Here is a 22,322-nt window from a genome sequence, read left to right as displayed (position 1 = left end):
GTTTATAAACCATTAATAAAGTTACTATGAATTACGGGAAAGAATTTAAAAAATACGCTACTAAGCATCATGGAGTAAACAGTTTGTATTATGATAAAATTGTAAATAGTATGACTCCTTATATTATCGAGGAACGTCAAATGAACGTGGCTTCAATGGATGTTTTCTCACGTTTAATGATGGATCGTATCATCTTTTTAGGTACAGGAGTTGATGATTATGTAGCCAATATTATTCAAGCGCAATTGTTGTTTCTAGAAAGTACAGATGCATCTAAAGATATTAGTATTTATATCAACTCACCAGGAGGAAGTGTATATGCTGGTTTAGGAATATATGATACCATGCAATTGGTAAAACCAGATGTAGCTACCATTTGTACAGGAATGGCTGCTTCTATGGGAGCGGTTTTATTATGTGCTGGAGCAGATGGTAAAAGATCGGCTTTACCACACTCTAGAGTAATGATTCACCAACCATCAGGAGGAGCACAAGGCGTTGCTACAGATATGGAAATCAACTTGAGAGAAATGTTAAAATTAAAAGAAGAATTATATCGTATCATTTCTCAGCATTCTAAACAACCTTATGATAAAGTATATAAAGACAGTGAGAGAGACTACTGGATGATTGCTTCTGAGGCGAAAGAATATGGAATGATTGATGAAGTTTTAGAAAGAAAATAAAAAACGAGATGCATCAAATTAAGCCTTTTCTTAATGTGTTGTATCTAAAAGAGTAAAAATGGCAAAAGAAGTATTAGAGTGTTCTTTTTGTGGAAGAAAAAAGCCAGAAACTAATTTGTTAATTGCAGGTATAGATTCACACATTTGTGATCGTTGTATTGAGCAAGCACATGGAATAGTTTTAGAAGAACTAAAACAAAGTGGTAAAACAGAACTGTTGTCTGATTTAGTTTTGTTAAAACCTAAAGAAATTAAAACGTTTCTAGATCAGTATATTATTGGTCAAGATCAAACTAAAAAAGTAATGAGTGTTGCAGTTTATAATCACTATAAACGATTAATGCAAGCTCAAACAGATGATGAGGTTGAAATTGAAAAAAGTAACATCATTATGGTAGGTCAAACAGGAACAGGGAAGACTTTAGTAGCAAAAACCATTGCAAAAATGTTAAATGTTCCTTTGGCTATTGTAGATGCTACTGTGTTAACTGAAGCCGGTTATGTAGGTGAAGATGTAGAAAGTATTTTAACACGTTTATTACAAGCTGCAGATTATGATGTAGATCGTGCCCAAAGAGGTATTGTTTTTATCGATGAAATTGATAAAATTGCTCGTAAGAGTGATAATCCTTCTATAACACGTGATGTGTCAGGTGAAGGAGTGCAACAAGCTTTATTAAAACTTTTAGAAGGAACTGTTGTAAATGTACCACCTAAAGGTGGAAGAAAGCATCCTGATCAAAAATTTGTAGAAGTCAATACGCAAAATATCTTGTTTATTGCAGGAGGTGCATTCGATGGGATTGAAAAAATTATTTCCAAAAGATTAAACCGTCAAGCAGTAGGTTATAGTACTTCTAAAGATAATAACGAAATTGATAAAGATAATTTGTTGCAATATGTGATTCCAAAAGATTTAAAAGATTTTGGATTAATTCCAGAAATTATTGGTCGTTTACCCGTATTGTCTTATATGAATCCTTTAGATGCAGAAACGTTAAGAGCTATTCTTACAGAGCCTAAAAATGCATTGGTAAAACAATATAAAAAATTGTTTGAAATGGATGATGTGCATTTTGAAATGGAGGAAGAGGCTTTGCAGTTTATTGTAGAAAAAGCTTTAGAATATAAGTTAGGAGCAAGAGGGCTTCGCTCTTTGTGTGAAGCTATACTAACTGATGCGATGTTTGATTTGCCTGGTTCTTCTGAAAAAGAATTACATGTAACCAAAGAGTTTGCAGAACACAGTTTGAATAAAAACCTGTTGCAGCGTTTAAAAACGGCATCTTAAAATCTAAAATAAAAAACAAAAAATCCCGAGAAAATGACTCTCGGGATTTTTTTATCTGTTGTTTACCTGTTTATTTTAATTATTGGTTGTAGCGTCTGTAAATTCAATTGCTTTGTTAATTAAGAATTCAACACGTCTATTTTCAGAATCTTGTGTTTCGGTACAATTTTGCTTGCAATCATGTAACGGTTTAGACTCTCCATAACCTTTGTGTGCTAAGCGAGATTTATCAATTCCTTTAGCAACTAAATAGTCGTAGGTTGATTTTGCTCTTTTTTGAGACAAAGCTAAATTATACTTATCAGATCCTTTGTTGTCTGTATGAGCGTTAATAGTCAACGTCATGTCTGGTATTTCATTCATTACATTGACTACTTTGTTTAATGATAATTGAGACTCTTCTTTTAAAGTTGCTTTATTAAAATCAAAGAAAATATTTTCCATAACAATTGCATCGTTAGTAATTTCTGGTTTTTTCTGAGTCATTTTAATGGTTTCAGAAACAAAATTATTTTCAGTTGATGCGGTTACTGCGTCTAAATTGGGTTCGTACCCGTCTTTTGAAGTTGAGATTGTATAAGAAGTTAAAGGTTCAATGATTAATTTAATTTCACCTTTGTCGTTTGTTTTTGTTTCTTTTATTGTGTTGCCAAATTCATCTGTAATAACCACGTTTGCATTTGGTAATTTAATTTTCGAATCACTTTCTACAACCAAAATATTTAATTGTTGTTCCAATTGTTGTACGTCGAAACGATATACATCGAAATTTTCTTTGTCGTCTTCTTTGTTGATGGAAATATAGCCTTGGTCTTTATTTACTAAAATATAACCTACTTCATCTTTATTAGAATTCAAGCCTGAACCAATATTTCTTCTGTTGATGTACGTGTTGTTAACGATTGAGCTTCTGAATACATCGTATCCACCATAAGTATCATGACCTGTTGATGAAAAATAAAGATAATTTGAATCGGGTGTAACAAATGGATATTTTTCATCTTTAGAAGAGTTTACCTCCTTGCCTAAATTTTGAATATTTTTTAAGGTTCCATTAGTGTTTATGTCCGCTACATATAAATCATAACCTCCAAAACCACCAGGCATATTAGAAGAAAAATAGATTTTATTCGTTCCAGCCGCGTAATAAGGAGTTTCTACAGAATATTCTGGAGTTGTAATTTCAATTTCTACTACGTCTTTCCAATACCCTTGTATTTCAACATCTAAATCAGCTTTGTATAATTTAAAATTATCTGAGTTTTCAGTTGTATGTGTAAAGTAAATGGTTTTGTCTTCATTAGAAAAAGTCATCGAACCTTCGTTAAAATCAGAATCTAATACGGTTGAAAACTGTAATGGAAAAGATAAATTCCCGTTTTTATCTACATTCGTACAATAGATATTGTTGTTGAATTGATTTAATTTTTCGTTAAAAGTAGTTTTAGTATGTCTTCTTTTTTTGTTTGAAACAATAAGAAATTTATCTTTAAAAAAGCTTGCGCCAATTTCTGATAATTCGGTGTTAATACCAGTATCTGTTAGGATGTATTTTAATAAGGAATCATTATTTAATGTAGTGTTGTTTTTAGCAATCGAGTCATCCATAAATGAATCTTGACTCATGCCTAAAAAAGGAATGCAAAAAACACAAAAAAATAATTTTCTCATAATCATAGGTTAATTTAGACTTCGCAGGTGCAAATATTAAGTCTAAATACCGCATAAAAAAAGAATAATCGGTTAATTGTTAAAAAAACTCGTTATATAGCCATATGAACTTAGATTATAAATTTAACTTACTAAGAAAATAGTTAATAAATTAAAAATCAATTTCTTAAGTGTTTAATAAAGGTTTAACAAAGAATAATGTCTGTTGGAGATTTTTGCTCTTTGAATTGCTCTATTTGACATTTTCTGTAAGGGCCACATTTATATCTTTTCGGTCCACAAGAAGATAAAAAGATACTTGCAAAAAGAAGTAGGATTAATATTTTTTTCATTTGAGGTTCGTTTTTATACTTGATATATCTGATGTTGTAATAATTCTTCTAAATATTTCCTTTCATTCGATAATCTAGGAATTTTATGTTGTCCTCCTAATTTGTCTTTTTCTTTCAACCAGTCATAAAATAAATTTGGTCTTGCCACATTTACTTTTAACGGATTTAAAGTCATATTATTATGTCTTTTAGCTTCATAATCAGAGTTTAAGAGTTGAAGGTTCTTGTCCAAAACGGCAGAAAAAGTTTGTAAATCCTCAGGATTCACTTTAAATTCAATAATCCATTCATGCGCTCCTTTGGTGCGTTCTTGCATGAATATAGGAGCAACAGTATAATCAACTACTTCGCAATTCAATTCTTGACAGGTTTTAGCAATGGCTTTATCTGTGTTTTCAACCATTAATTCTTCTCCAAAAACATTAATATGATGTTTGGTTCTTCCAGTAACCATTATACGATAAGGGTTTATTGAAGTAAAACGAATCGTATCACCTATTAAATACCTCCAAAGGCCTGAATTGGTAGAAATAACAATAGCATAATTTTTATGAAGTTCCACCTCGTCCAAAGGAATGGCCTTTTGCTTGCTGGTGCCAAAAGTATCCATTGGTATAAATTCATAAAAAATTCCATAATCTAGCATCAATAATAATTCATTGGAATCATTTTGATCCTGAATCGCAAAAAATCCTTCAGAAGCATTATAAATTTCATAATATCTAAAATTATCTTTTGGAAATAATTTTTTATAAGGTTCGCGATACGGTTCAAAATTAACACCACCATGAAAATAAACTTCTGCATTCGGCCAAATGTCTAATAAGTTATTTTTTCCTGTGGTTTCTAGCGTTTTGTTTAAGAGTACCATCATCCAGCTAGGAACTCCTGCTAAACTTGTTACATTTTCCTGAATGGTTTCATTAATAATCGCAGGTAATTTGGTTTCCCAATCTCCCATAAGAGAAACTTTATTGCTTGGAGTAGAACTAAACTCTGCCCAAATAGGCATATTATCAATTAAGATAGCAGATAAATCACCAAAAAAAGTATTGTTGTCTTCATACAATTGTTTGCTACCTCCTAAACGTAAACTTTTTCCAGTAAATAATTGAGAATCTTCATTGTTATTTAAGTACAAACACAATAAATCTTTACTCGCTTTATAATGGCAAAGGTCTAAAGTTTCATTGCTTACAGGTATAAATTTACTTTTGGCGTTAGTGGTTCCGCTGGATTTTGCAAACCATTTTATAGGGGTGTTCCAAAAAACATTTTGTTCTCCTTTGCGTGTTTGTTCTATAAGAGGTTCTAATTCTTCATAAGTTGAAATAGGAATTCGTTCTGAAAAAGCACGATAATTTTTAATTGAGGCAAAATCATACTTTTTACCCAAATGCGTATTTTCAGCTGACTTTATCAAATTTAAAAGCAACTCTTCCTGAACCTCATGCGGGTATTTTAAAAACAACTCCATTTGATGAATTCGCTTTTTTAAAATCCACGAAGCAATTGAATTGATAATAGGAAATGCCATTTTTAGAATTACAAATTATGAATTATAAAATACGAATGATAACTTTACCAAAAATAACATTTTTTTTAAATCTAAACTCATTAAAAAGTAAAAAGCACATGACATACCAAGGTGTACTTCAAAAAATGCAAACCGAATTTGCGCAACCTATTCAATATTATTTAGTTTTTGACGATAGTTTTTTAAATGTTAATCAGTTATTAAACAAAGAAATAGAATTGCAATTTCAAGGTTACCAATGTTTAAATTGTGGACAGCCTAAGAAGATTTTTAGACAAGGTTTTTGTTATGATTGTTTTATGAGTAGTCCTGCTGTGGGAGATTGGATAATGAAACCAGAGCTAAGTACAGCACATTTAGATATTGAAGATCGCGATTTAGAGTATGAAAAGAAAGTACAATTACAACCTCATATCGTTTATTTAGCTTTGTCTAGTGAAGTAAAAGTAGGGGTAACCCGAAAAACGCAAGTACCCACACGATGGATTGATCAAGGAGCAGTGCAAGCAGTTCCAATAGTTGAAGTCCCGAATCGTTATTTAGCAGGAATTACTGAGGTAGCTTTGAAAAATCATTTTGCCGATAAAACCAGCTGGCAAAAAATGCTAAAAAATGAAGTGTTACCTGTGGATTTACAAGCGGAAAGGCAAAAAACAATAGCTTGGATTCCGGAAGAAGTAAAACCGTATTTTGCTACACAAGAAAAAATCTATGATTTAGAATTTCCGGTGTTACAGTATCCTAAAAAAGTGAGTAGTCTTAACTTAGATAAAACACCTAATTATACAGGAAAGATAATAGGAATTAAAGGACAGTATCTTTTATTTGAAGATGGAACCGTTTTTAACATACGAACCTATGAAGGATATGTTGTAAAAATGAGTGTATAAAAAAATCCCTAATAGTAAAATGCTATTAGGGATTTTTAATTGGTTACTATATTATTCTAAACAATCACCTTTAGTTAAAGGCATGGTCGATGAGTAGGAAAGTTGGTCTACGTTTTTAAACGTAATACCTTCAATCATGTCACCATATCCTTCAATGAGTTGGTTGTCTTTTACTAAAAACGCCATATCTCTTTTGCTAACAGCACCTTCAGATGAAAAAGTGTAACTTCCAATAAGTTTGTCTTCTTGTAAAGTTCCTGCAAATGTACCTTCATTTCCGTCTTTTTCTGCAAGTGCTATTTTTAAATTTCCTTTAACGCTGTCTCCAACGGTAGTAATCTTCATTTCAATAGCATTCCCATTTTGATTATAGGTATAACACCCTTTTTCTAACAATGCAACAGGAGTTGCTTCAGAAGCGATGTCATCTTCTATAATTTGCTCCTCACTAGGTTGTACCACTGTAGTAGTGTCTTCCTCTGTTTTTTCTTTACAGCTTATAAATAGCGTTAGTGCCATAAATAAATACGTTACTTTTTTCATGGTTTGTTGTTGTTTATTTGTTAAAAATATTTTCAAAATATATGTTTTACTTGTCAAACAGTATTTTGAAAATAAAGTATAAAATAATTATAATTGTTGTAAAAGTTAAAATTTCAGTTAAGAGTTTAATCTTTAAAAAATATTTTTCTGATTTAACATTAACTCCATTATGATATTCTTTTATATAAAGATCAATAAACAGATATTCGACAAAACCATACAAACACAAGTTGATAAGAATTAAAAATATGTGAATTATTTCCCAAGTATATAATCTATCTCTAAAAATAGCTATAACTCCAGCTAAAACTGATAAGTTTAAAGTGAATAGTCTATCGTTTATTCTGTCTAAATGTTTAAAAAAGTTCTTATGGGCTTCTAGTTTTAGATTTAATCCAGTACTTTTTAAATCATTTATTCTTTCTTCAATTTTCTCAGAATTATCATTCATCTACAAAAAAATAATTTATTACTATTCTTTCTTTTTCTTACCACCTAAGAAACCGCCAATTACATTTTTCACACCTTCTTTGATATCTTCTTTTGGTGTTTGTGTGGTCGTTTTCGTTGTATCGGTAGTAGTAGTGTTGTCTTTAGTACCATTGAATAAATTGCTTAAAGCACTGGTTCCTTCATTAACCAATTTTTCTTTTTGTAGTTTTACAATTTGAGTAGCCAAATTAGTAGTCGCTTGTTTTAAATCCGTTTTAATATTTGGATTGGTAAAATTACCTGTTAAATTAGCGGTTATCGGAACTCTTTCCAGTTTTTGTTGGTCTGCTGGCGTTAATTTACTCAATAGATTGGTTACTTCTGTTCCTAAATATTTAGCAGGCACATCAAATTGAACGTCATAATTCATGGTTTGATCAAAGCCATGCGTTCCACCCACAGTTATATTAATATCTTGATAGGTTAAATCAATTGGTTTTACAGCTACTTTTCCATCTTTAAAAGATAAAGCAGCTTTAATATCATTTAAATTCAATTTGCTTACATCTAAGAATTTTACATTCGAACTTAAAGCCGTTAATAAAGTCGAATTTTTCTCATTCACAGTAGTCGATAACAATTGCCCCACTAAATCACCAGTAAGAGTTTTTAAATTGGGTGTCATGTCATCCGTTAAATCTCCCGATAATTTAATGGTTGAATTTAGCTTACCGTTAATTACATTCGCAATAGGAGCAATACTTTTCAGCATTTCCAGTTGAGTAAATGATTCGGCAATATTAACCGCATTTAAACCTAAATCCATATTGAAAATGGGTTTGGCTCCTTTGGTAGAAACCATTCCGTTTAAGCCAATGCTTCCACCAAATACATCCATTTTTAGATTGCTTAATGAAATGGCTTCATCTTTAATGGCTAAGTTACCACTCACATTTTTCAAATCTAAATTATCATATACAACATTTGTTGCTTTAGCAGAAATACTACAATCTAAGAAATCTGGAATTTTTACCGCTTCTGTTGTTGTTTTTTTACCATCATCAGATGTCGTTGTTGTAGGAGCCATAAAATCAGATACTACTAAACGAGAAGAGTTCATGTCAAAGCTTCCTTTTAAAACTTGTTTTTTAAATAAGAAACCGTATAAATTGTCTAAACCACCTGTAATTTGAAGGTCAGACGAACCTGTTTTAGCGTCAAACTCATTCAAACGAATTTGATTAGGATTAAAAGCCAAAGACGTACTTTTAATTTCAAAAGGTTTCGCCATTTCTGGACCTTCGTATTTGAATCCGGTTAAAGAAAGTGTACCCGCATTTTGAATGTTTTGGTACTGACTCGTTTCTACCGATTTCATATCAAATTTAGTCGTTACATCTGCTTTTAAAATCCCAGTTAGCGGTTTGTCTAATTGTACCGGATAGGCTTTGGTAACATTCGCTAAATTAATAGTTCCTTTTAAAGCGGCATCTACTAAAGGATTTTCTGCTACATTTTTAATTGTTGCTTTTGCATTGAATACATCTTGGTCAATCGAGAAGGATAGTTGGTCTAAATTTACATAAGTATCATTCATTAAACCCGTTTCGTTCACAATGTGCGTATCAATGATGATATTACGAACTGCTTTTGGTAAATCTGGATATTGGAAAGAAGCATTGTTAGAAGCCAATTCAATATTGAATTTAGGAATCGTAGTTTCCGTTAATTTACCATCTACTTTACCACTTACTTTAAATTCTCCTGTTGTTTTTACCTGATTGATATTTCCTGCATAGGCTTCTGGAACTAGTCCTAAGAAATTTTTAAAATCGGAAGTTGGCGTTTTAAACGTTAGGTTATACAATTGTCCGTCTTCTAACATTTGGATAAACCCATTGAATTCTAAAGGCAATTGGTTGATTAAAGCCTTGTTATCTTTAAATTCATATTTGCTATTGTCTAAGTCGATCCCTAAAACCGCATCTAACGATAACGTAACATTCTTCATGTAGTTCGTACTATCCATTTCAAACGATACTTTGGTAGTCGTTTTCGTTTCAAGATCTAACTTTTGTTGGGCAAAGTTTCCTTTACCAGTATGGTTCAAACTATCCAATACCATTTTCATATTTGCACCTTCATCTAAGAAGGTAAATCGTAAATTGTTAATGGCATATTCCTGAATGTTTAAAGCAAAAGGTTTGCTTTCACTTGTACTAGTATCTTCTTCTTGGTCTTTCAAGGCAATATCAAAGTTACCTAAACCGTCTTTATTAAAAATTACATTTACTACGGCATTAGAACTACTAAAACCTTGTAAGTTCATCGGTTCATCATCCCCTTTAAATAATTCCTTAATGCTCATTTTTAAATTGACATCACCCGCATAAAAAAGCGTATCTCCTTCAAAAGGGGCTTTGTTGATAATGCTTAATTTATCAATGTTAACCGTGGCATTTGGGAAATTTCGGAACAAACTCAAATCTACATCTTCAAATGCTACAGTAGCATCTACACTTTCATTAATTGATTTTAAGACCAAAGCTTTAATCTTATCTTTAAAAAGAAAAGGAGCAGCTGCTAAAGCAATAATAACTACGAGAAGAAATATACCTACAATTTTAAGTACTTTCTTGAATGTGAACTTTTTAGCCATAGTAATTGTTTTTGAAGATTTATAGGTTAGATATACAAATGTACTACCAAATTAAAAAATAATGTATTAAGATTCTGATAAATTTTTATATAATTTTGATTAATCGATACTTAACTCTTCATTCATTTTCAACTGAAATCTTTTTCTGAAAAAGTAAACCGCTAGATACATAAAAGGAGTGTCTAACAAGGCAACTCCCACTTTAAAAAGGAAACCACTTACAAACAAGGGTAGAAATAAATCCCAAGTAAGAATTTTAAAGCTGCACAATAACAATAAGACCGAAAACGTATCGACTGCTTGTGAGGTAATAGTGGAAAAATTATTACGCACCCACAATTTTTTACCTTTTGTAAGTTTTTTCCAAAAGTGATACACCTGAATGTCGATATATTGGGCAAATAAATAAGCGAGCATCGAAGCGATAACTGCTAAAGCTGTTTGCCCAAATACTTGGGTAAACAAAGCATCTGTAACCGGAGAATTATCAATAGCAGGGGCCAAGTTAGCAACGTAAATAATTCCTAAGGAAAAAACCGAAGCAAAAATTCCTGTGGTAACCACTTGGTTCGCTTTCTTTTTGCCATAGATTTCCGAAATAATATCGGTAATTAGAAACGTAATAGGATAAGGAATAATACCTACTGAAATCTGGAATAATTTGGCTCCAAAAATTTCCACATCCCCAAAAGGATACCAGTAAAAAAACTTTTGAAAAATTAAATTGGAAACCACTAAAGAACAAATAAATAAACTCGCAAGAATTAAATAAATGCGTTGTGCCAAAAGTTTGTCTTGTATGCTCATGGAGTAAAATTAAGAATACAAGTTTACAAAAAAAAGCTATTTCTCTCTTTAGAAAGAAATAGCTTTTTAAACTAGTTTTATAAGAAAAACTTATTTGATCTTCAATTCAAAAGGCATCATTGCTTGAACCCCTTTCAATTGGTTCGCTCTTTTAATTTGCTCTAATAACTGGAAATTCTCTTCTCCAATTTGCTCTTTTAATAAAGCCTCTCTCGATTGGAACATGGAAATCCCTGTAAAATTAGCAATCAAATCTTCCAGTTTTTTATCATATTCTGGATAATTTTCAACGCGGTAATCCTCTACTTTAGCCACTTTAGCAGCATATTTTAAAGCGTCATCTAATCCACCTAATTCATCTACTAGACCATTTTTTAAAGCATCTGTACCTGTCCAAACGCGACCTTGTGCAATAGCATCTACTTGTTCGGTTGTCATTTTTCTACCTGTAGCCACTCTGGTTAAGAAAGTGGTATAAATATTTTCAATACTTTCTAGTGTAAACGCTTTAAAGTCTTCGCTAACCGGTTCAAACAAACTATAACCCGCTGCGTTGTCATGCGTGGCTACTTGTTCTGCATTAATACCAATGTTTTTTCCTAATTCGTTCATATTAGGTAAGATTCCAAAAACACCAATCGAACCGGTAATCGTACTAGGTTCCGCAAAAATGCGATCTGCGTTACAAGAAATATAATACCCACCTGAAGCGGCTACATTCCCCATAGAAACAATCACAGGTTTGTCCTTCTTCGTAATTTCAATTTCTCTCCAAATCAATTCAGAAGTTAAAGCACTTCCTCCTGGGCTATCCACACGCAATACAATGGCTTTTACATCTTCATCTTCTCTAGCCGCTTTTAATGCTCTTTTTACCGCACCTTCACCAATAATGTTTACATCGCCTTCACCACCTTGAATTTCACCTTGTGCATACACAACTGCAATTACATCTTTTACCGAATAATCCACAGCAGAAGTCGCTACTTTTTTAGCATAATCTAAGATGTCAACGGTTTTGTAATCTTCATCCTCTTTTACCTTTAACTGTTTTTTAATCGCATTGTGGTACTCATCCTCATATGCAATTTTATCAATCATGTGTTTTGATAAGGCTAATTCTGGAGTACGCGCTCCTAAAGAATTGGCAATACTATTCAAACTGTCTACCGAAATATTTCTGCTTTTTGAAATATCAGTCACTACCGTGTTCCAAACGCCATTCAATAACACCGAAATTTGTTCTCTGTTTTCTGGACTCATTTCTTGTGCTAAGAAAGGCTCAACAGCACTTTTGTATTTTCCATGACGAATAACTTCCATTTTAATACCCGTTTTCTCCTGTAATTCTTTTAAGTATAAGATTTCAGAAGACAACCCTTTAAATTCTAATTCTCCAATAGGATTCAAATACAACGAATCGGCAACCGAATTCAAATAATAATCCCGTTGTGAAATATAGTTGGAATACGCAACAACAAATTTTCCCGATTTTTTAAAATCTTCTAATTTGTCGCGCAACGCTTTACTTTGCGCCATACCTAATTGTGATTCATTATTTAAAATAGAAATCCCTTTAATTTGGTCGTCTGCTTTGGCTGCGTCTATGGCATTAATCACATCGATTAAACCGTCATGTTTGGTTTCAAAATAATTGAATTCTTTAAAGTTTACTTTTCCACCATAGTCGAGTGTTACTTTAGACAAGTCTAATTCAATAACCGAATTATCTTTTACCCTAACGGTGTCTTTGTCTCCACCCATGATAGCTCCTAAAAATAGAAGTCCAAAAAAGAACACCATACAGAACACAAAAATTCCAATTACGGTGGCTAATACATTTCCTAAAAATTTCATTTTCTATTCATTTAATTTTATCTGCCCTATAGGTCTGCTAAAATGTTAAAATGTTACATGTTCATAAAAAAATAGAAAATAGAAATTATAAGTCTAAAATTGTTTGTTATTTTGTCCCCGATGAAAAAGCAACATCAAATAGTCGTTTCCATAGGGAGTAATGTAGGCAATCGGTTGGAGAACCTTACACAAGCCATTCATTTGGTACACGAGCAAGTGGCCAGTGTGGTAAAAGTGTCTCCGCTATATGAAACTCCTGCTTGGGGCTTTGAGAGCGCTGCTTTTTATAACGGAGTGGTAGTCTTGCATTCCTATAAAAGTCCGCAAAAGATTTTAGCGCAATTGCTTAAAATTGAAAAGCAAATGGGTCGCGTGCGTACGCAAGATAAAGGCTATCAAGCACGAATAATTGACTTGGACATTATTAGTTACGACGAAGAACAACTTGCTACTGATACCTTACAAATTCCGCATCCACAACTGCAACATCGCAATTTTGTGTTGTTGCCTTTAAAAGACATAGTGCCTAATTGGGTGCATCCTGTTCTTAAAAAATCGGTTGCTGAATTGCTGGCTACGACTAGCGATACAAGTGTGTGTACCAAAGTATATCAGCTGGTTTCTCCGGTAGAAAGCTTGGGTTTGCAGCAATACAATTATATTGCGATTGAAGGGAACATTGGGGCAGGAAAAACCACTTTGGCGACTAAAATTGCAGAAGATTGCAATGCGAAATTGGTGCTAGAACGTTTTGCCGACAATCCGTTTTTGCCTAAATTTTACAAAGATCAAAACCGCTATGCGTTTCCTTTGGAAATGTCTTTTTTAGCCGACAGGTACCAACAACTCACCGATGATTTGGCGCAATTTGATTTGTTTAAAGATTTTATCGTAGCCGATTATCATATTTTTAAATCGCTCATTTTTGCTAAGGTTACCTTACAAGAAGACGAGTTTCGCTTGTATAAAACCATGTTTGACATTATCCATCGCGAAACCGCTAAACCCGATTTGTATATTTACTTGTACCAAAATACCGAACGCCTGTTAGCCAATATTAAAAAACGTGGGAGAAGTTACGAACAAGAAATTCCGGCAGAGTACTTAGAGAAAATCAACCGTGGGTATTTGGATTATATCAAAACGCAAACCGACTTAAACGTATTGGTTATTGATGTTTCCGATCTAGATTTTGTAAAACGCCAAGAGGATTATGTTTTTTTATTGGCGCGTATTAAAGAGAAGTTGGGGTAGTCATAAAGTCATAAAGTCATAAAGTCTAAAGTGATAAAGTCAAATGTCTAAAGGCTTGGTTTTGGGTGTATTTATTAATAGGAATTAACCACTACTTCCTTAAAATAGTTGGCTTTATAATAGCGATACAAATGGTCGTAAATAATTAGTTCGTATTCGCGTTGGCGTGAAGTGAATTGGCGGTTGAGGAGCATGTGGTTAGTTTCTAAAATAAAAGGGTTGACTTATTATAGTCAACCCTTTACTTACTTATAAACGTTATCTATAAGTTTGCTTTGTGATTTGTAATAGTAGTAATAAAAGCATCTACTTCTAGCAGCTCTTTATTAATACGTTCCAAATCAAGTTCTTTTTCTAGTAAAGCTACAGCACCATAACTTTCTTTACGATTTTCCAGTAAGAATTTTTTGTACTCTAACTTAACTTTCTTTTTGATCTCCTCGTCTTTTGTTTGACCATCAGGTAAAACACTAATTACTGTTTCAACAGCAGAAATTTCAGCTAAAACACCTTGTAAAATAGCTTCTACCTCTAATGAAGTATTAGCATACTTATTTGTTAAACGTTCTTCTGAAATTTTTTTAAAAGTTAATTCAGCTTTCTCTTTTTCCGCCCAAGAGATTAGCACGTCGCAGTCTGTAACCTGAGTTACATTGTTGATTGAGTAATTCATGTTTTTAAAAAATTAAATGTTATATTACATAATCATCAAACGAAATGCCAATAAATATGGTAAAAATTAATTTATAAAAAAATTAACCATTTGTAAGAAAAAACTTAAAAACAAGTTAAAAATTAAGATAAATTTAAGAGTTTTAAACAAAAGTGAGTTTATTTTTTAACATTTAAAGATTGAGTTCATTATTTTTTATCTCTCTTTCTAGTTGGTTTTTATAAATTATTAATGTGTTTATTTTTAATTGTAGCTTTTTTTGTATGTGTAATCCATTCTTTTCTAAATGATTTATTATTTTATTTTCAATTGAACTCAATAATAAAATATCAATTTCTTTTAAATTTTTGCCTTCCTTTAGTTTAGATATTAAATTAAATGTAGTATTTGCTTTAAAATAATTTCTTTTTAATTGGTCTAATTTCTTTTCGAGATATTCTTTTTCTACTAGATTTTTTCTGAATTCTTCTAATAAAATTTTGTTCTTTTTTTCTTCAATATTTTTTAAATAGGGTGAGTTTTTTGGAATTTCATTTGATAAGTTATTTGAAATAGCGATTAAATTGGCTAATTTTAATTTAGCTTTAGGAGGTATATCGCGTTTGCCAGATAAAAACATAGCCCATTGACTTCTATTAATATTTAGGAGCATCGCAATTTCATGTTGTGAAAGAAATAAGTTTGATTTAAAAATAGAATCTTTTTTCATTATGTATTATTAATTAAAGATTTATAATACATATCAAAAACCGTGACATTTTTTTTAAGAATTAAATAGTTGTCACGGTTTTTTACATAAATAATTTGTAACAAAAAAATATTTTAAAAATAATTTGTCACCGTTTTGTGTCAAAAAAATAATGTTGAAATTAATTGTCACAAAATAATAAAATGCATTGTATTAATATATTAATAGAGGTTTAAGTATTTAAAATAGGTAGAAATACCTAAATATTAAATACCTAAATAGTTTATATTTGGTAAATTACAAATCTATTTTGTTTATATACTATAGATTTTAAATAAGAACAAATTAATATAAATTACAATTTAGATGTTTAATAATAACGTAATTGAAATTTCAGATAAGCTTTGTTTAAACTTTATAAATATTGAAAGTTATTCTAATGATTTTATTGATTTAATCGAAAAAGAAATTGCATTGATTAGAAATGGCGATTTAAGTAAAGATGATATAGTGTATGTGAAAAAAGCGATTAAAAAATGGTTTATAAAAAAAGGTAAAGATGAAAGGCCAAAAATAGGTTATGTGGCTGAATTTATTTGTCATCTTTATTTAAGATCAAAAGATTATAAGCAATATTTTCTATTTAAGAATTTAGAAGAAAATGGTCCAAAAAAAGGATTTGATGGATTGTATTTAAAAGATGAAACATTATGGTTAGTAGAAAGTAAATCTACTTCAAAGTATAAAACAAAACATACAAGTAAAATAAAAGCAGCTTATAAAGATATTAAAAAGAAAATTGAATCAAATGATATCAAAGATAGTGATCCTTGGGAAAATGCAAAGAATCATTTAGAGAATGGAAATGTAAGAAAAAATGAAAAATTATCTAAACTAATTACTCAGCTCAGTAAAGATTTTATGGATAATGTGTCTCATAAAATAGATGAATTTAATATTATTCCTAGTTCTACCATTTTTATGGGAGATAATTTTGAAAATATAAATGATAGCTTAAAAGATGAGCTAAAAAATCTTTGCAAAGATTATGGAGCAAATAAATTGAATATTATTTGTATTAATAAAAAGAGTATTGATGAATTTATAAAATTTATTGACATTGAAAAAGAATAATGAAGATTTATTAGAATTAAAGAAATTAAGTAAAGATGAATATTTTAAAGAGAAATTTAGAAAGCTTTGCTTAAATGAAGAATTAAATGATACGGAAAAAGAATTTATTTTGACATGTTCTTTAATGTTTTTTAAATATTATAATCTTGATAAAAGATTAAAAGGCTATTTTAAAATAGGTTATTTTATCATTTTGAAGTATACTTTAAATTTTAATAATTATAAACCACTATATGAGATTTGTCTTCAGATTGGTTTTTATCCTATTATTGACTTTATAACTAAACTTGAAAAAAAGATTTATAAGGTAGATTCAAAAAACTTAATTTTAGATGCAATAGCTTTCATTTCTTATAAAAGGGATTTCGAATCTCCCGAAAAATACATAGAGTCATTAGAGCAAAATATTTCAAGAAATTCAATAATTAAAAGTCAATTTAATAAAGTCGCTTATATAGCTCCAACATCCTACGGGAAAAGTTCTTTGATTAAAGAATTTATAAAAATAAAAGATTTTTTAAGAATAGCTGTTATCGTTCCTTCTAAATCATTATTAGTACAGACTTATAAAGATATTAAAGCATTAAATCTAGATTATAAATTGATATTGCATGATGAAATGTATAATAATGAGGAGAAATTCATTGGTATATTAACACAAGAAAGAGCAACAAGACTCCTTAATAAAAATTTATTAATTAACTATGAAGTAATGTTTATTGATGAAGCACATAAATTATTTGATAGAGATTCAAGGAGTTATATTTTGACTCGATTAATTCAGCTTAATCATAAGAGAAATTATTCTCAAAAAATAGTATACCTTTCTCCTCTCATAGATAATGTAGATAATTTAAAGGTTAAGAGTACTAATAATGGAGAAATTTTTACTAAGAAAATTCAACATGACTTTAAGTCTTTTGAGTTATATCTTTATAAGAGCAAGAAGAGTTATTTTTATGACCGTTTTACAGATTCATATTTTGATTTAATTAATAAAACAAATTATTTTGAATATATCATTGAAAATAGTGGTTATAAAAACTTTGTATTCCACTCTCGACCTAAAATTGTAGAAAGACTTGCCAAAAAAATTTCAAAAAAAACAAATAATGATTTATCAAATAATAAAGAGATAAAGAAAATAATTGATACTTTAAATAAAGAAGTCCACAAATCATTTTATGTAGTAAACTATATTAGAAAAGGTGTTATATATATTCATGCAAAAATACCAAATATTATTAAGGAATATCTAGAAGAAAAATTCAAAAATATAAATGATATTAAATATATAGTGGCAAATTCTGTAATACTAGAAGGTATTAACTTACCTATTGATACAATATTTATTACAACCAATGGGACTGGAAATAAAAATGAAAGACTTAAAGTAAAGGATTTAATTAACTTAATAGGTAGGGCAAATAGATTAAATGAAGTTTTTAGCAAAGATAAACCGACCTTAAAAGGGCTCTTGACAAAAATTCACTTTTTAGATAATAAAAAATATCAAGGTAAAAACAGTATAGAAACTGCTTTGAAATCTTTAAGAGAGCATACTTTTAAAGATGTTATTAAAAATCCTTTAATAGAAAATTATGATATAAATAATTTGGAATTTTCAGGTACAAAAGAAAAGGTAAAAGAAAGAAAAGAAAAGCAAATGATTGAGGATGATAAATTAATTAAGTATTCTGAATTTATTTTAGAGGAACCAATAAATTTTAATTTTGAAATAAAAAAATATTTAATTGAAAATTCAATAAATGTTTTTTATAAAGATTTAGATTATGCAATTGATAAAATAATAGGGCAGATTTTAAAATTTAATTTTAATGATGACTTAAAAATAGTTGATATTGTCAAAGATATATTTGTATTAGAGAATGAAGATAATATTAAAGATTATGAATTAGAAAGATTGAAAAATATTAAAGCAAGAAATTATTATAATCATTTTTTAGAAGTTACACAAAAGTTGCATTTAAATGAACGAATAAATGAAACTTTAAAATATTTTATTGGAAAATCTAAGACTGAAGACCCATTGTTATATATAGGTAGTTCATATGGTGAAACATCGAGGACATCAAAAATATATGATAATGACCATTATAATAGGAATGTTTATATAAATTTAAATAAGCCTGAAAATATATTAGTAAATATTGCAATTGTAAAATTAAAATTAGAAGAAGATTTTGTGAGTTTTAAATTGAACTCGCTGATTGTATTTCTTTATGAATTCAATTTAATAACAGAAGAATATTATTTCAAATATGTTTATGGAACAACAGATTTAAAAGTAATTAAATTTGTTCGTTTTGGTTTAAGTGTGAATACTATAAATAAATTAAAAAAAGATAAACAATTAGATAATTTAAAACTAGATATTAATGGGAACTTATTTGTAGAAGATAAGGATAGAGTCAACTTTGAATTTTATTTAAAGAAACAACCAGAGTTGTTTCAATTTGAAATAAAAAAATATTTGCAATATTAAATATTTCATTATTGTTTTAATAAGTTAATAATTATTCCAACTGATAAAAAAAATGCGTTCCATTAAGAACGCATTTTTTATTTAATTTTTAATCGGTTGTTCCAAGTTTACTTCTGGTTCTGGTGGAATACGTTTCTTTAAAAATAAGATTTGTCCTAAATGACTCGATTGGTGTTCCATAACGTGAAACCAACCAAAAAAGTTGTTCATGCCACTGTTCTCATGTACTTCCATCAACCAAGCATCGTCTCTTTTCTTTAATTCCGCTATGGTTTTAGCTCGTACTTCATTAAAAATATCCAAATAATATTGAGCATCATGATTGCGTAATTCATCTCGACCACCTTGGTCTAAATTTAAAGCGGTTTCCCACATTTTGCTTTCTTCTTCCGTAAAACCTCTGTTTTCAAATGTGTATACTTGGTAGTATTTTTCAGCAGCAGCTAAATGCATGATTAAAGAACCAATACGGTTGGCTTTGTCATCATGGAGATAGTCTAATTCATACTGACTCATATTTTTTACCTGATTTTCAACACGGTCTTTTAAGTTTTCTAACATGGCAATTAAAGTTCCAATTTGAGGAGAAACATCTTCCATAGGCTTAATTTTATAAGAGTCTTTAAAGACTATGCCTTTGCCTTCTACAAGTAATGCCAGTTTTCCTTCGGCTTTGTCAGTAGTTGAGGTAACGTCAAATTCTTTTACCTTGATACTTTTTCCTTTTGAAACGCCAAAGCTCCATCTTGGAACAGTTCCGTTTTCTACTTTCTTTTCAAAATCGCCATTGGTTATTTTTACAGGTTCTAAAACGCCCTTGTCATTTTCAATGTATAATTTAAAATCGTCAAAATAAAATTTACCATTGTATTCACATAAACCTCCAAAATTGATGGATTTAGAAGTTGCATCAAAAGTTCCTTCCACAGCATAGGTTTGCCAAGTGTCGGTGTTAATAGGTCTATCTCCCATATTATCAAAGAAACCATAACCGCCATCTTTTTTGTCTACTCTTGCCCACACACCTGCCCAAGCATGTTCATCTGCAATAACTGCTTTTACAGAGGCTTCAATTTTAAATTTCTTTTCGGTTTTAGATTCTACGTTAATTGATTGTGTAAAAGAAGTCCAAGTACTGGAAACTACTTTTGTGTCTTGTGCGCTCAATGTCAATTGAATGAACAAGCCCATTAATAAAAATGTTTTTTTCATGATGTTTTTCTGTTTCAGAATAATGTCATGCAAATATACATAGCTTAAGAAGGAATCAATAAAAAAAGTTATATGTGTAATGAAAATTATGAATAACGTTCTTTTAATTCTTTGATGAAATAGGATGGTTTTATTCCTGTTCGTTTAAAAAAAGCTTTTGAAAACGATTCAGCGTTATTAAAACCTGCTTCATTGGCTAAAGCCATAATGGTGTAATTTCTAAAAATGGAGGTGTTTTTTAATTCATTAATGATGTTGTCGATTCTTAAATCATTTATATATTGTGTAAAGTTTTTTTCTTTTTTTGAATTAATTATAAGAGAAAGATATTTGGAATTGGTATTCAATTTTTGGGCTAAAATTTGTAAACTAACGCTAGAATCAAGATAGCCTCTATTTTTTTCAAAATTTTCCAATTCTTCTAGAATATTTATTATAGTTTCATCTGTTAAGCCTATTTTTAATCCATTTGAAAATTGTGCATTCTTTACTGTATCAGTTATTTTAAATGTTTTATTTTCATTCTTATTTTCTATTAGAGTTTCAAAGCGTTTTTTATATATTTTTTTAAGTTTGGTTTGCCTAATGCCATAAAATAACGCTAGAAGAAAAATACCTATAACTGTAATTATTATGAAAATATTGATTTTTTTACTACTTTCTAATTCGTTTATAATATTTTCTTTATCTTTAATTAAATGTGGTATTTCATATTCATATTTGATTTTGTTGTTGAGTTGTTGATAATTGTATTTTAAAACACTATCGATTTTTATGAACTTGTTAATGTATAAAAGTTGATTTTCTTTGTCATCTATTCTTTTATAATAATTTACAAGATACATATATCCATCTACAAAATCAGGATTTATTCTTCCATTTAAAAGATATAAAGAGTCAACATTCTTAAAATGATAAATTGCTTTTTTATCGTTTTTTAAACCCTCATAGGCTTTGCCATAATAAAAGTTTGCCGCTATAATATTTCCAAGGTCTTTACTTTCAATTAAAAGAGGTAAAGCTTTATCAATACTATCAATAGTTGCATAATAATTTTGTTTAAATACTTGATTGGCTCCTTCATTAAGGATAAAGAGATTTTTCATTTCTTTAGCTCCTAATCGAATGGATTCTTTATAACCCAATTGATTGTAAAATGTTGAAGAGTCTGTATTTTTTAAGGATTTGTAAGAGTCTGCAATACCGAAAATAATTCCTAAATAGTAATTATTGTAATCTTTATCGTTGCCTATTTTGGTTTTAAAATAATCTAAACTCTCTTTATATAAATCGATAGCTTCATTATATTCCCCTAAATATTCTGATTTTACGATACCAATGTTATTTTTAGCATCATAATAATACATAAGATTGTCAAATTTTAAGGCATATTTTTCTGAAAGTAATAAATTATCTATTGCTTTTACATAGTCTTTTAATTCTACATACTTGTCTGTTTTTCTGCTATATGCTACCATTGGGAATTTTTGATTTTTAAAATTCTTAGTTATTTCTATAGCACTATCACAGTATTTGAAACAGTTATTGTCATTGTAAAAATAGGAATGGAAATAATATCCCCCTGCGATTCGTTCAATATCTTTTTCTTTTTTGCCTCTATTTAAGTATTCTTTAGCAAATTTTTTTTGAATTTCTATTTGCCCTTTATATTTATGAAAAGAGTCTATTAATTGTTGGTAAGATAGTTTTGATAAGATTGTATTTTGAGAGTATATAAAACCAAAATAGAAGAATAAACCGAATAGAAAAAAATGTTTCATAAGAAATTTTACAGCATTTCAGCTTGAATTTTTAAATTGTAAATATCTACTTTTTAATTTATTTGAAAATAATATTCTCAATAAATTCCTGAAATACTTGTCGAAATTCAAGAATATCGAGTTACTTTATTTGTAAACCTTATGAAACCCTATTAGATTTGAATTAGAGAAATATTTATTTTCTAAAAAGATATGAAGCCATTATTAGGGATTGATTTAGTTGATTGTAAACCTTAAAGAAAAGAGTTGAAAAGGAATGAATATATTTCTAAAACAAAATCATTATATAACAACAAAGATATAGTTGACTTTTTTAAGTAGTGATTAATCAACTATAATTAATATGATTTTCCTGATTTACGTTTTAAT

The 22,322-nt window shown here is 29.5% G+C and carries 18 protein-coding genes; 6 read left to right on the top strand and 12 right to left on the bottom strand.

Features of this window, described 5'->3' with window-relative positions:
• The first annotated feature begins 26 nt into the window (after nt 1–26).
• Nucleotides 27–686: an ATP-dependent Clp endopeptidase proteolytic subunit ClpP gene (clpP, locus tag FHG05_RS06425; protein WP_140997191.1), complete on the top strand. Its 660-nt coding sequence runs from the start codon at nt 27–29 to the stop codon at nt 684–686.
• Nucleotides 687–744: 58 nt separating this feature from the next.
• Nucleotides 745–1,977, top strand: coding sequence for an ATP-dependent Clp protease ATP-binding subunit ClpX (gene clpX, locus FHG05_RS06420; protein WP_140997190.1), 1,233 nt, complete (start codon nt 745–747; stop codon nt 1,975–1,977).
• Between the two features lie 75 nt (nt 1,978–2,052).
• Here clpX and FHG05_RS06415 read toward each other — a convergent pair whose 3' ends face one another.
• Together FHG05_RS06415 and FHG05_RS06410 are read right to left on the bottom strand one after the other, a co-directional pair.
• Nucleotides 2,053–3,648: an OmpA family protein gene (locus FHG05_RS06415; RefSeq protein WP_181369150.1), complete on the bottom strand. Its 1,596-nt coding sequence runs from the start codon at nt 3,646–3,648 to the stop codon at nt 2,053–2,055.
• Between the two features lie 345 nt (nt 3,649–3,993).
• The gene (locus FHG05_RS06410) at nt 3,994–5,517 is read right to left on the bottom strand and encodes a GH3 auxin-responsive promoter family protein (RefSeq protein WP_140997188.1); all 1,524 of its coding nucleotides are present in this window, start codon (nt 5,515–5,517) and stop codon (nt 3,994–3,996) included.
• A 98-nt stretch (nt 5,518–5,615) separates the two neighbouring features.
• Between FHG05_RS06410 and FHG05_RS06405 the strand changes: the two genes are divergently transcribed.
• Nucleotides 5,616–6,407, top strand: a complete 792-nt coding sequence (locus FHG05_RS06405; protein WP_140997187.1) for a DUF2797 domain-containing protein — start codon at nt 5,616–5,618, stop codon at nt 6,405–6,407.
• Between the two features lie 51 nt (nt 6,408–6,458).
• Here FHG05_RS06405 and FHG05_RS06400 read toward each other — a convergent pair whose 3' ends face one another.
• The 5 genes from FHG05_RS06400 to sppA all read right to left on the bottom strand — a co-directional run bounded on the left by FHG05_RS06400 (nt 6,459) and on the right by sppA (nt 12,705).
• The gene (locus tag FHG05_RS06400; protein ID WP_140997186.1) at nt 6,459–6,950 is read right to left on the bottom strand and encodes a hypothetical protein; all 492 of its coding nucleotides are present in this window, start codon (nt 6,948–6,950) and stop codon (nt 6,459–6,461) included.
• Nucleotides 6,951–6,996: 46 nt separating this feature from the next.
• Nucleotides 6,997–7,401, bottom strand: a complete 405-nt coding sequence (locus FHG05_RS06395) for a hypothetical protein (protein ID WP_140997185.1) — start codon at nt 7,399–7,401, stop codon at nt 6,997–6,999.
• A 21-nt stretch (nt 7,402–7,422) separates the two neighbouring features.
• Entirely contained in the window at nt 7,423–10,041 is a 2,619-nt protein-coding gene (locus FHG05_RS06390) for an AsmA-like C-terminal region-containing protein (RefSeq protein WP_140997184.1), read from the bottom strand.
• Between the two features lie 99 nt (nt 10,042–10,140).
• Nucleotides 10,141–10,848 (bottom strand): queuosine precursor transporter, encoded by a 708-nt coding sequence (locus FHG05_RS06385; protein ID WP_140997183.1) that lies wholly within the window; start codon nt 10,846–10,848, stop codon nt 10,141–10,143.
• 90 nt (nt 10,849–10,938) lie between these two features.
• Nucleotides 10,939–12,705: a signal peptide peptidase SppA gene (gene sppA, locus FHG05_RS06380; protein WP_140997182.1), complete on the bottom strand. Its 1,767-nt coding sequence runs from the start codon at nt 12,703–12,705 to the stop codon at nt 10,939–10,941.
• A gap of 120 nt (nt 12,706–12,825) precedes the next feature.
• On the opposite strand from sppA, the gene folK reads away from it, so the two are divergent.
• Entirely contained in the window at nt 12,826–13,959 is a 1,134-nt protein-coding gene (gene folK, locus FHG05_RS06375; protein ID WP_140997181.1) for a 2-amino-4-hydroxy-6-hydroxymethyldihydropteridine diphosphokinase, read from the top strand.
• 74 nt (nt 13,960–14,033) lie between these two features.
• Here the strand turns inward: folK and FHG05_RS18670 are convergent, their stop codons facing one another.
• From FHG05_RS18670 to FHG05_RS06365, 3 genes are all read right to left on the bottom strand, one after another.
• Nucleotides 14,034–14,171, bottom strand: a complete 138-nt coding sequence (locus tag FHG05_RS18670; protein ID WP_394344896.1) for a hypothetical protein — start codon at nt 14,169–14,171, stop codon at nt 14,034–14,036.
• A gap of 50 nt (nt 14,172–14,221) precedes the next feature.
• Nucleotides 14,222–14,632, bottom strand: coding sequence for a hypothetical protein (locus FHG05_RS06370; RefSeq protein WP_140997180.1), 411 nt, complete (start codon nt 14,630–14,632; stop codon nt 14,222–14,224).
• Nucleotides 14,633–14,804: 172 nt separating this feature from the next.
• Nucleotides 14,805–15,341: a hypothetical protein gene (locus FHG05_RS06365; protein WP_140997179.1), complete on the bottom strand. Its 537-nt coding sequence runs from the start codon at nt 15,339–15,341 to the stop codon at nt 14,805–14,807.
• 345 nt (nt 15,342–15,686) lie between these two features.
• Between FHG05_RS06365 and FHG05_RS06360 the strand changes: the two genes are divergently transcribed.
• Entirely contained in the window at nt 15,687–16,454 is a 768-nt protein-coding gene (locus tag FHG05_RS06360) for a hypothetical protein (RefSeq protein WP_140997178.1), read from the top strand.
• The gene (locus tag FHG05_RS06355; protein ID WP_140997177.1) at nt 16,441–18,960 is read left to right on the top strand and encodes a DEAD/DEAH box helicase; all 2,520 of its coding nucleotides are present in this window, start codon (nt 16,441–16,443) and stop codon (nt 18,958–18,960) included. The genes FHG05_RS06360 and FHG05_RS06355 overlap by 14 nt, the downstream gene beginning before the upstream one ends.
• 81 nt (nt 18,961–19,041) lie before the next feature.
• Here FHG05_RS06355 and FHG05_RS06350 read toward each other — a convergent pair whose 3' ends face one another.
• Together FHG05_RS06350 and FHG05_RS06345 are read right to left on the bottom strand one after the other, a co-directional pair.
• Nucleotides 19,042–20,172: a DinB family protein gene (locus FHG05_RS06350; protein ID WP_140997176.1), complete on the bottom strand. Its 1,131-nt coding sequence runs from the start codon at nt 20,170–20,172 to the stop codon at nt 19,042–19,044.
• An 86-nt stretch (nt 20,173–20,258) separates the two neighbouring features.
• Entirely contained in the window at nt 20,259–21,953 is a 1,695-nt protein-coding gene (locus FHG05_RS06345; protein ID WP_140997175.1) for a helix-turn-helix domain-containing protein, read from the bottom strand.
• Between the last annotated feature and the right edge of the window lie 369 nt (nt 21,954–22,322).

The organism is Flavobacterium profundi (assembly GCF_006491645.1).
GTDB lineage: Bacteria > Bacteroidota > Bacteroidia > Flavobacteriales > Flavobacteriaceae > Flavobacterium > Flavobacterium profundi.
Note: the sequence above shows the minus strand (reverse complement) of the source record. Positions and strands in the feature narration are given on the sequence as shown.

Excerpts from the sequence above, each read along its gene's own strand:
- FHG05_RS06405 (WP_140997187.1), top strand. The coding sequence starts at position 5,616 with ATGACATACCAAGGTGTACTTCAAAAAATGCAAACCGAATTTGCGCAA.
- clpX (WP_140997190.1), top strand. The coding sequence starts at position 745 with ATGGCAAAAGAAGTATTAGAGTGTTCTTTTTGTGGAAGAAAAAAGCCA.
- FHG05_RS06365 (WP_140997179.1), bottom strand. The coding sequence starts at position 15,341 with ATGAAAAAAGATTCTATTTTTAAATCAAACTTATTTCTTTCACAACAT.
- FHG05_RS06410 (WP_140997188.1), bottom strand. The coding sequence starts at position 5,517 with ATGGCATTTCCTATTATCAATTCAATTGCTTCGTGGATTTTAAAAAAG.
- FHG05_RS06390 (WP_140997184.1), bottom strand. The coding sequence starts at position 10,041 with ATGGCTAAAAAGTTCACATTCAAGAAAGTACTTAAAATTGTAGGTATA.
- FHG05_RS06370 (WP_140997180.1), bottom strand. The coding sequence starts at position 14,632 with ATGAATTACTCAATCAACAATGTAACTCAGGTTACAGACTGCGACGTG.
- FHG05_RS06395 (WP_140997185.1), bottom strand. The coding sequence starts at position 7,401 with ATGAATGATAATTCTGAGAAAATTGAAGAAAGAATAAATGATTTAAAA.
- FHG05_RS06350 (WP_140997176.1), bottom strand. The coding sequence starts at position 20,172 with ATGAAAAAAACATTTTTATTAATGGGCTTGTTCATTCAATTGACATTG.
- FHG05_RS06385 (WP_140997183.1), bottom strand. The coding sequence starts at position 10,848 with ATGAGCATACAAGACAAACTTTTGGCACAACGCATTTATTTAATTCTT.
- sppA (WP_140997182.1), bottom strand. The coding sequence starts at position 12,705 with ATGAAATTTTTAGGAAATGTATTAGCCACCGTAATTGGAATTTTTGTG.
- folK (WP_140997181.1), top strand. The coding sequence starts at position 12,826 with ATGAAAAAGCAACATCAAATAGTCGTTTCCATAGGGAGTAATGTAGGC.
- FHG05_RS06345 (WP_140997175.1), bottom strand. The coding sequence starts at position 21,953 with ATGAAACATTTTTTTCTATTCGGTTTATTCTTCTATTTTGGTTTTATA.
- FHG05_RS06360 (WP_140997178.1), top strand. The coding sequence starts at position 15,687 with ATGTTTAATAATAACGTAATTGAAATTTCAGATAAGCTTTGTTTAAAC.
- FHG05_RS06415 (WP_181369150.1), bottom strand. The coding sequence starts at position 3,648 with ATGAGAAAATTATTTTTTTGTGTTTTTTGCATTCCTTTTTTAGGCATG.
- FHG05_RS06400 (WP_140997186.1), bottom strand. The coding sequence starts at position 6,950 with ATGAAAAAAGTAACGTATTTATTTATGGCACTAACGCTATTTATAAGC.
- clpP (WP_140997191.1), top strand. The coding sequence starts at position 27 with ATGAATTACGGGAAAGAATTTAAAAAATACGCTACTAAGCATCATGGA.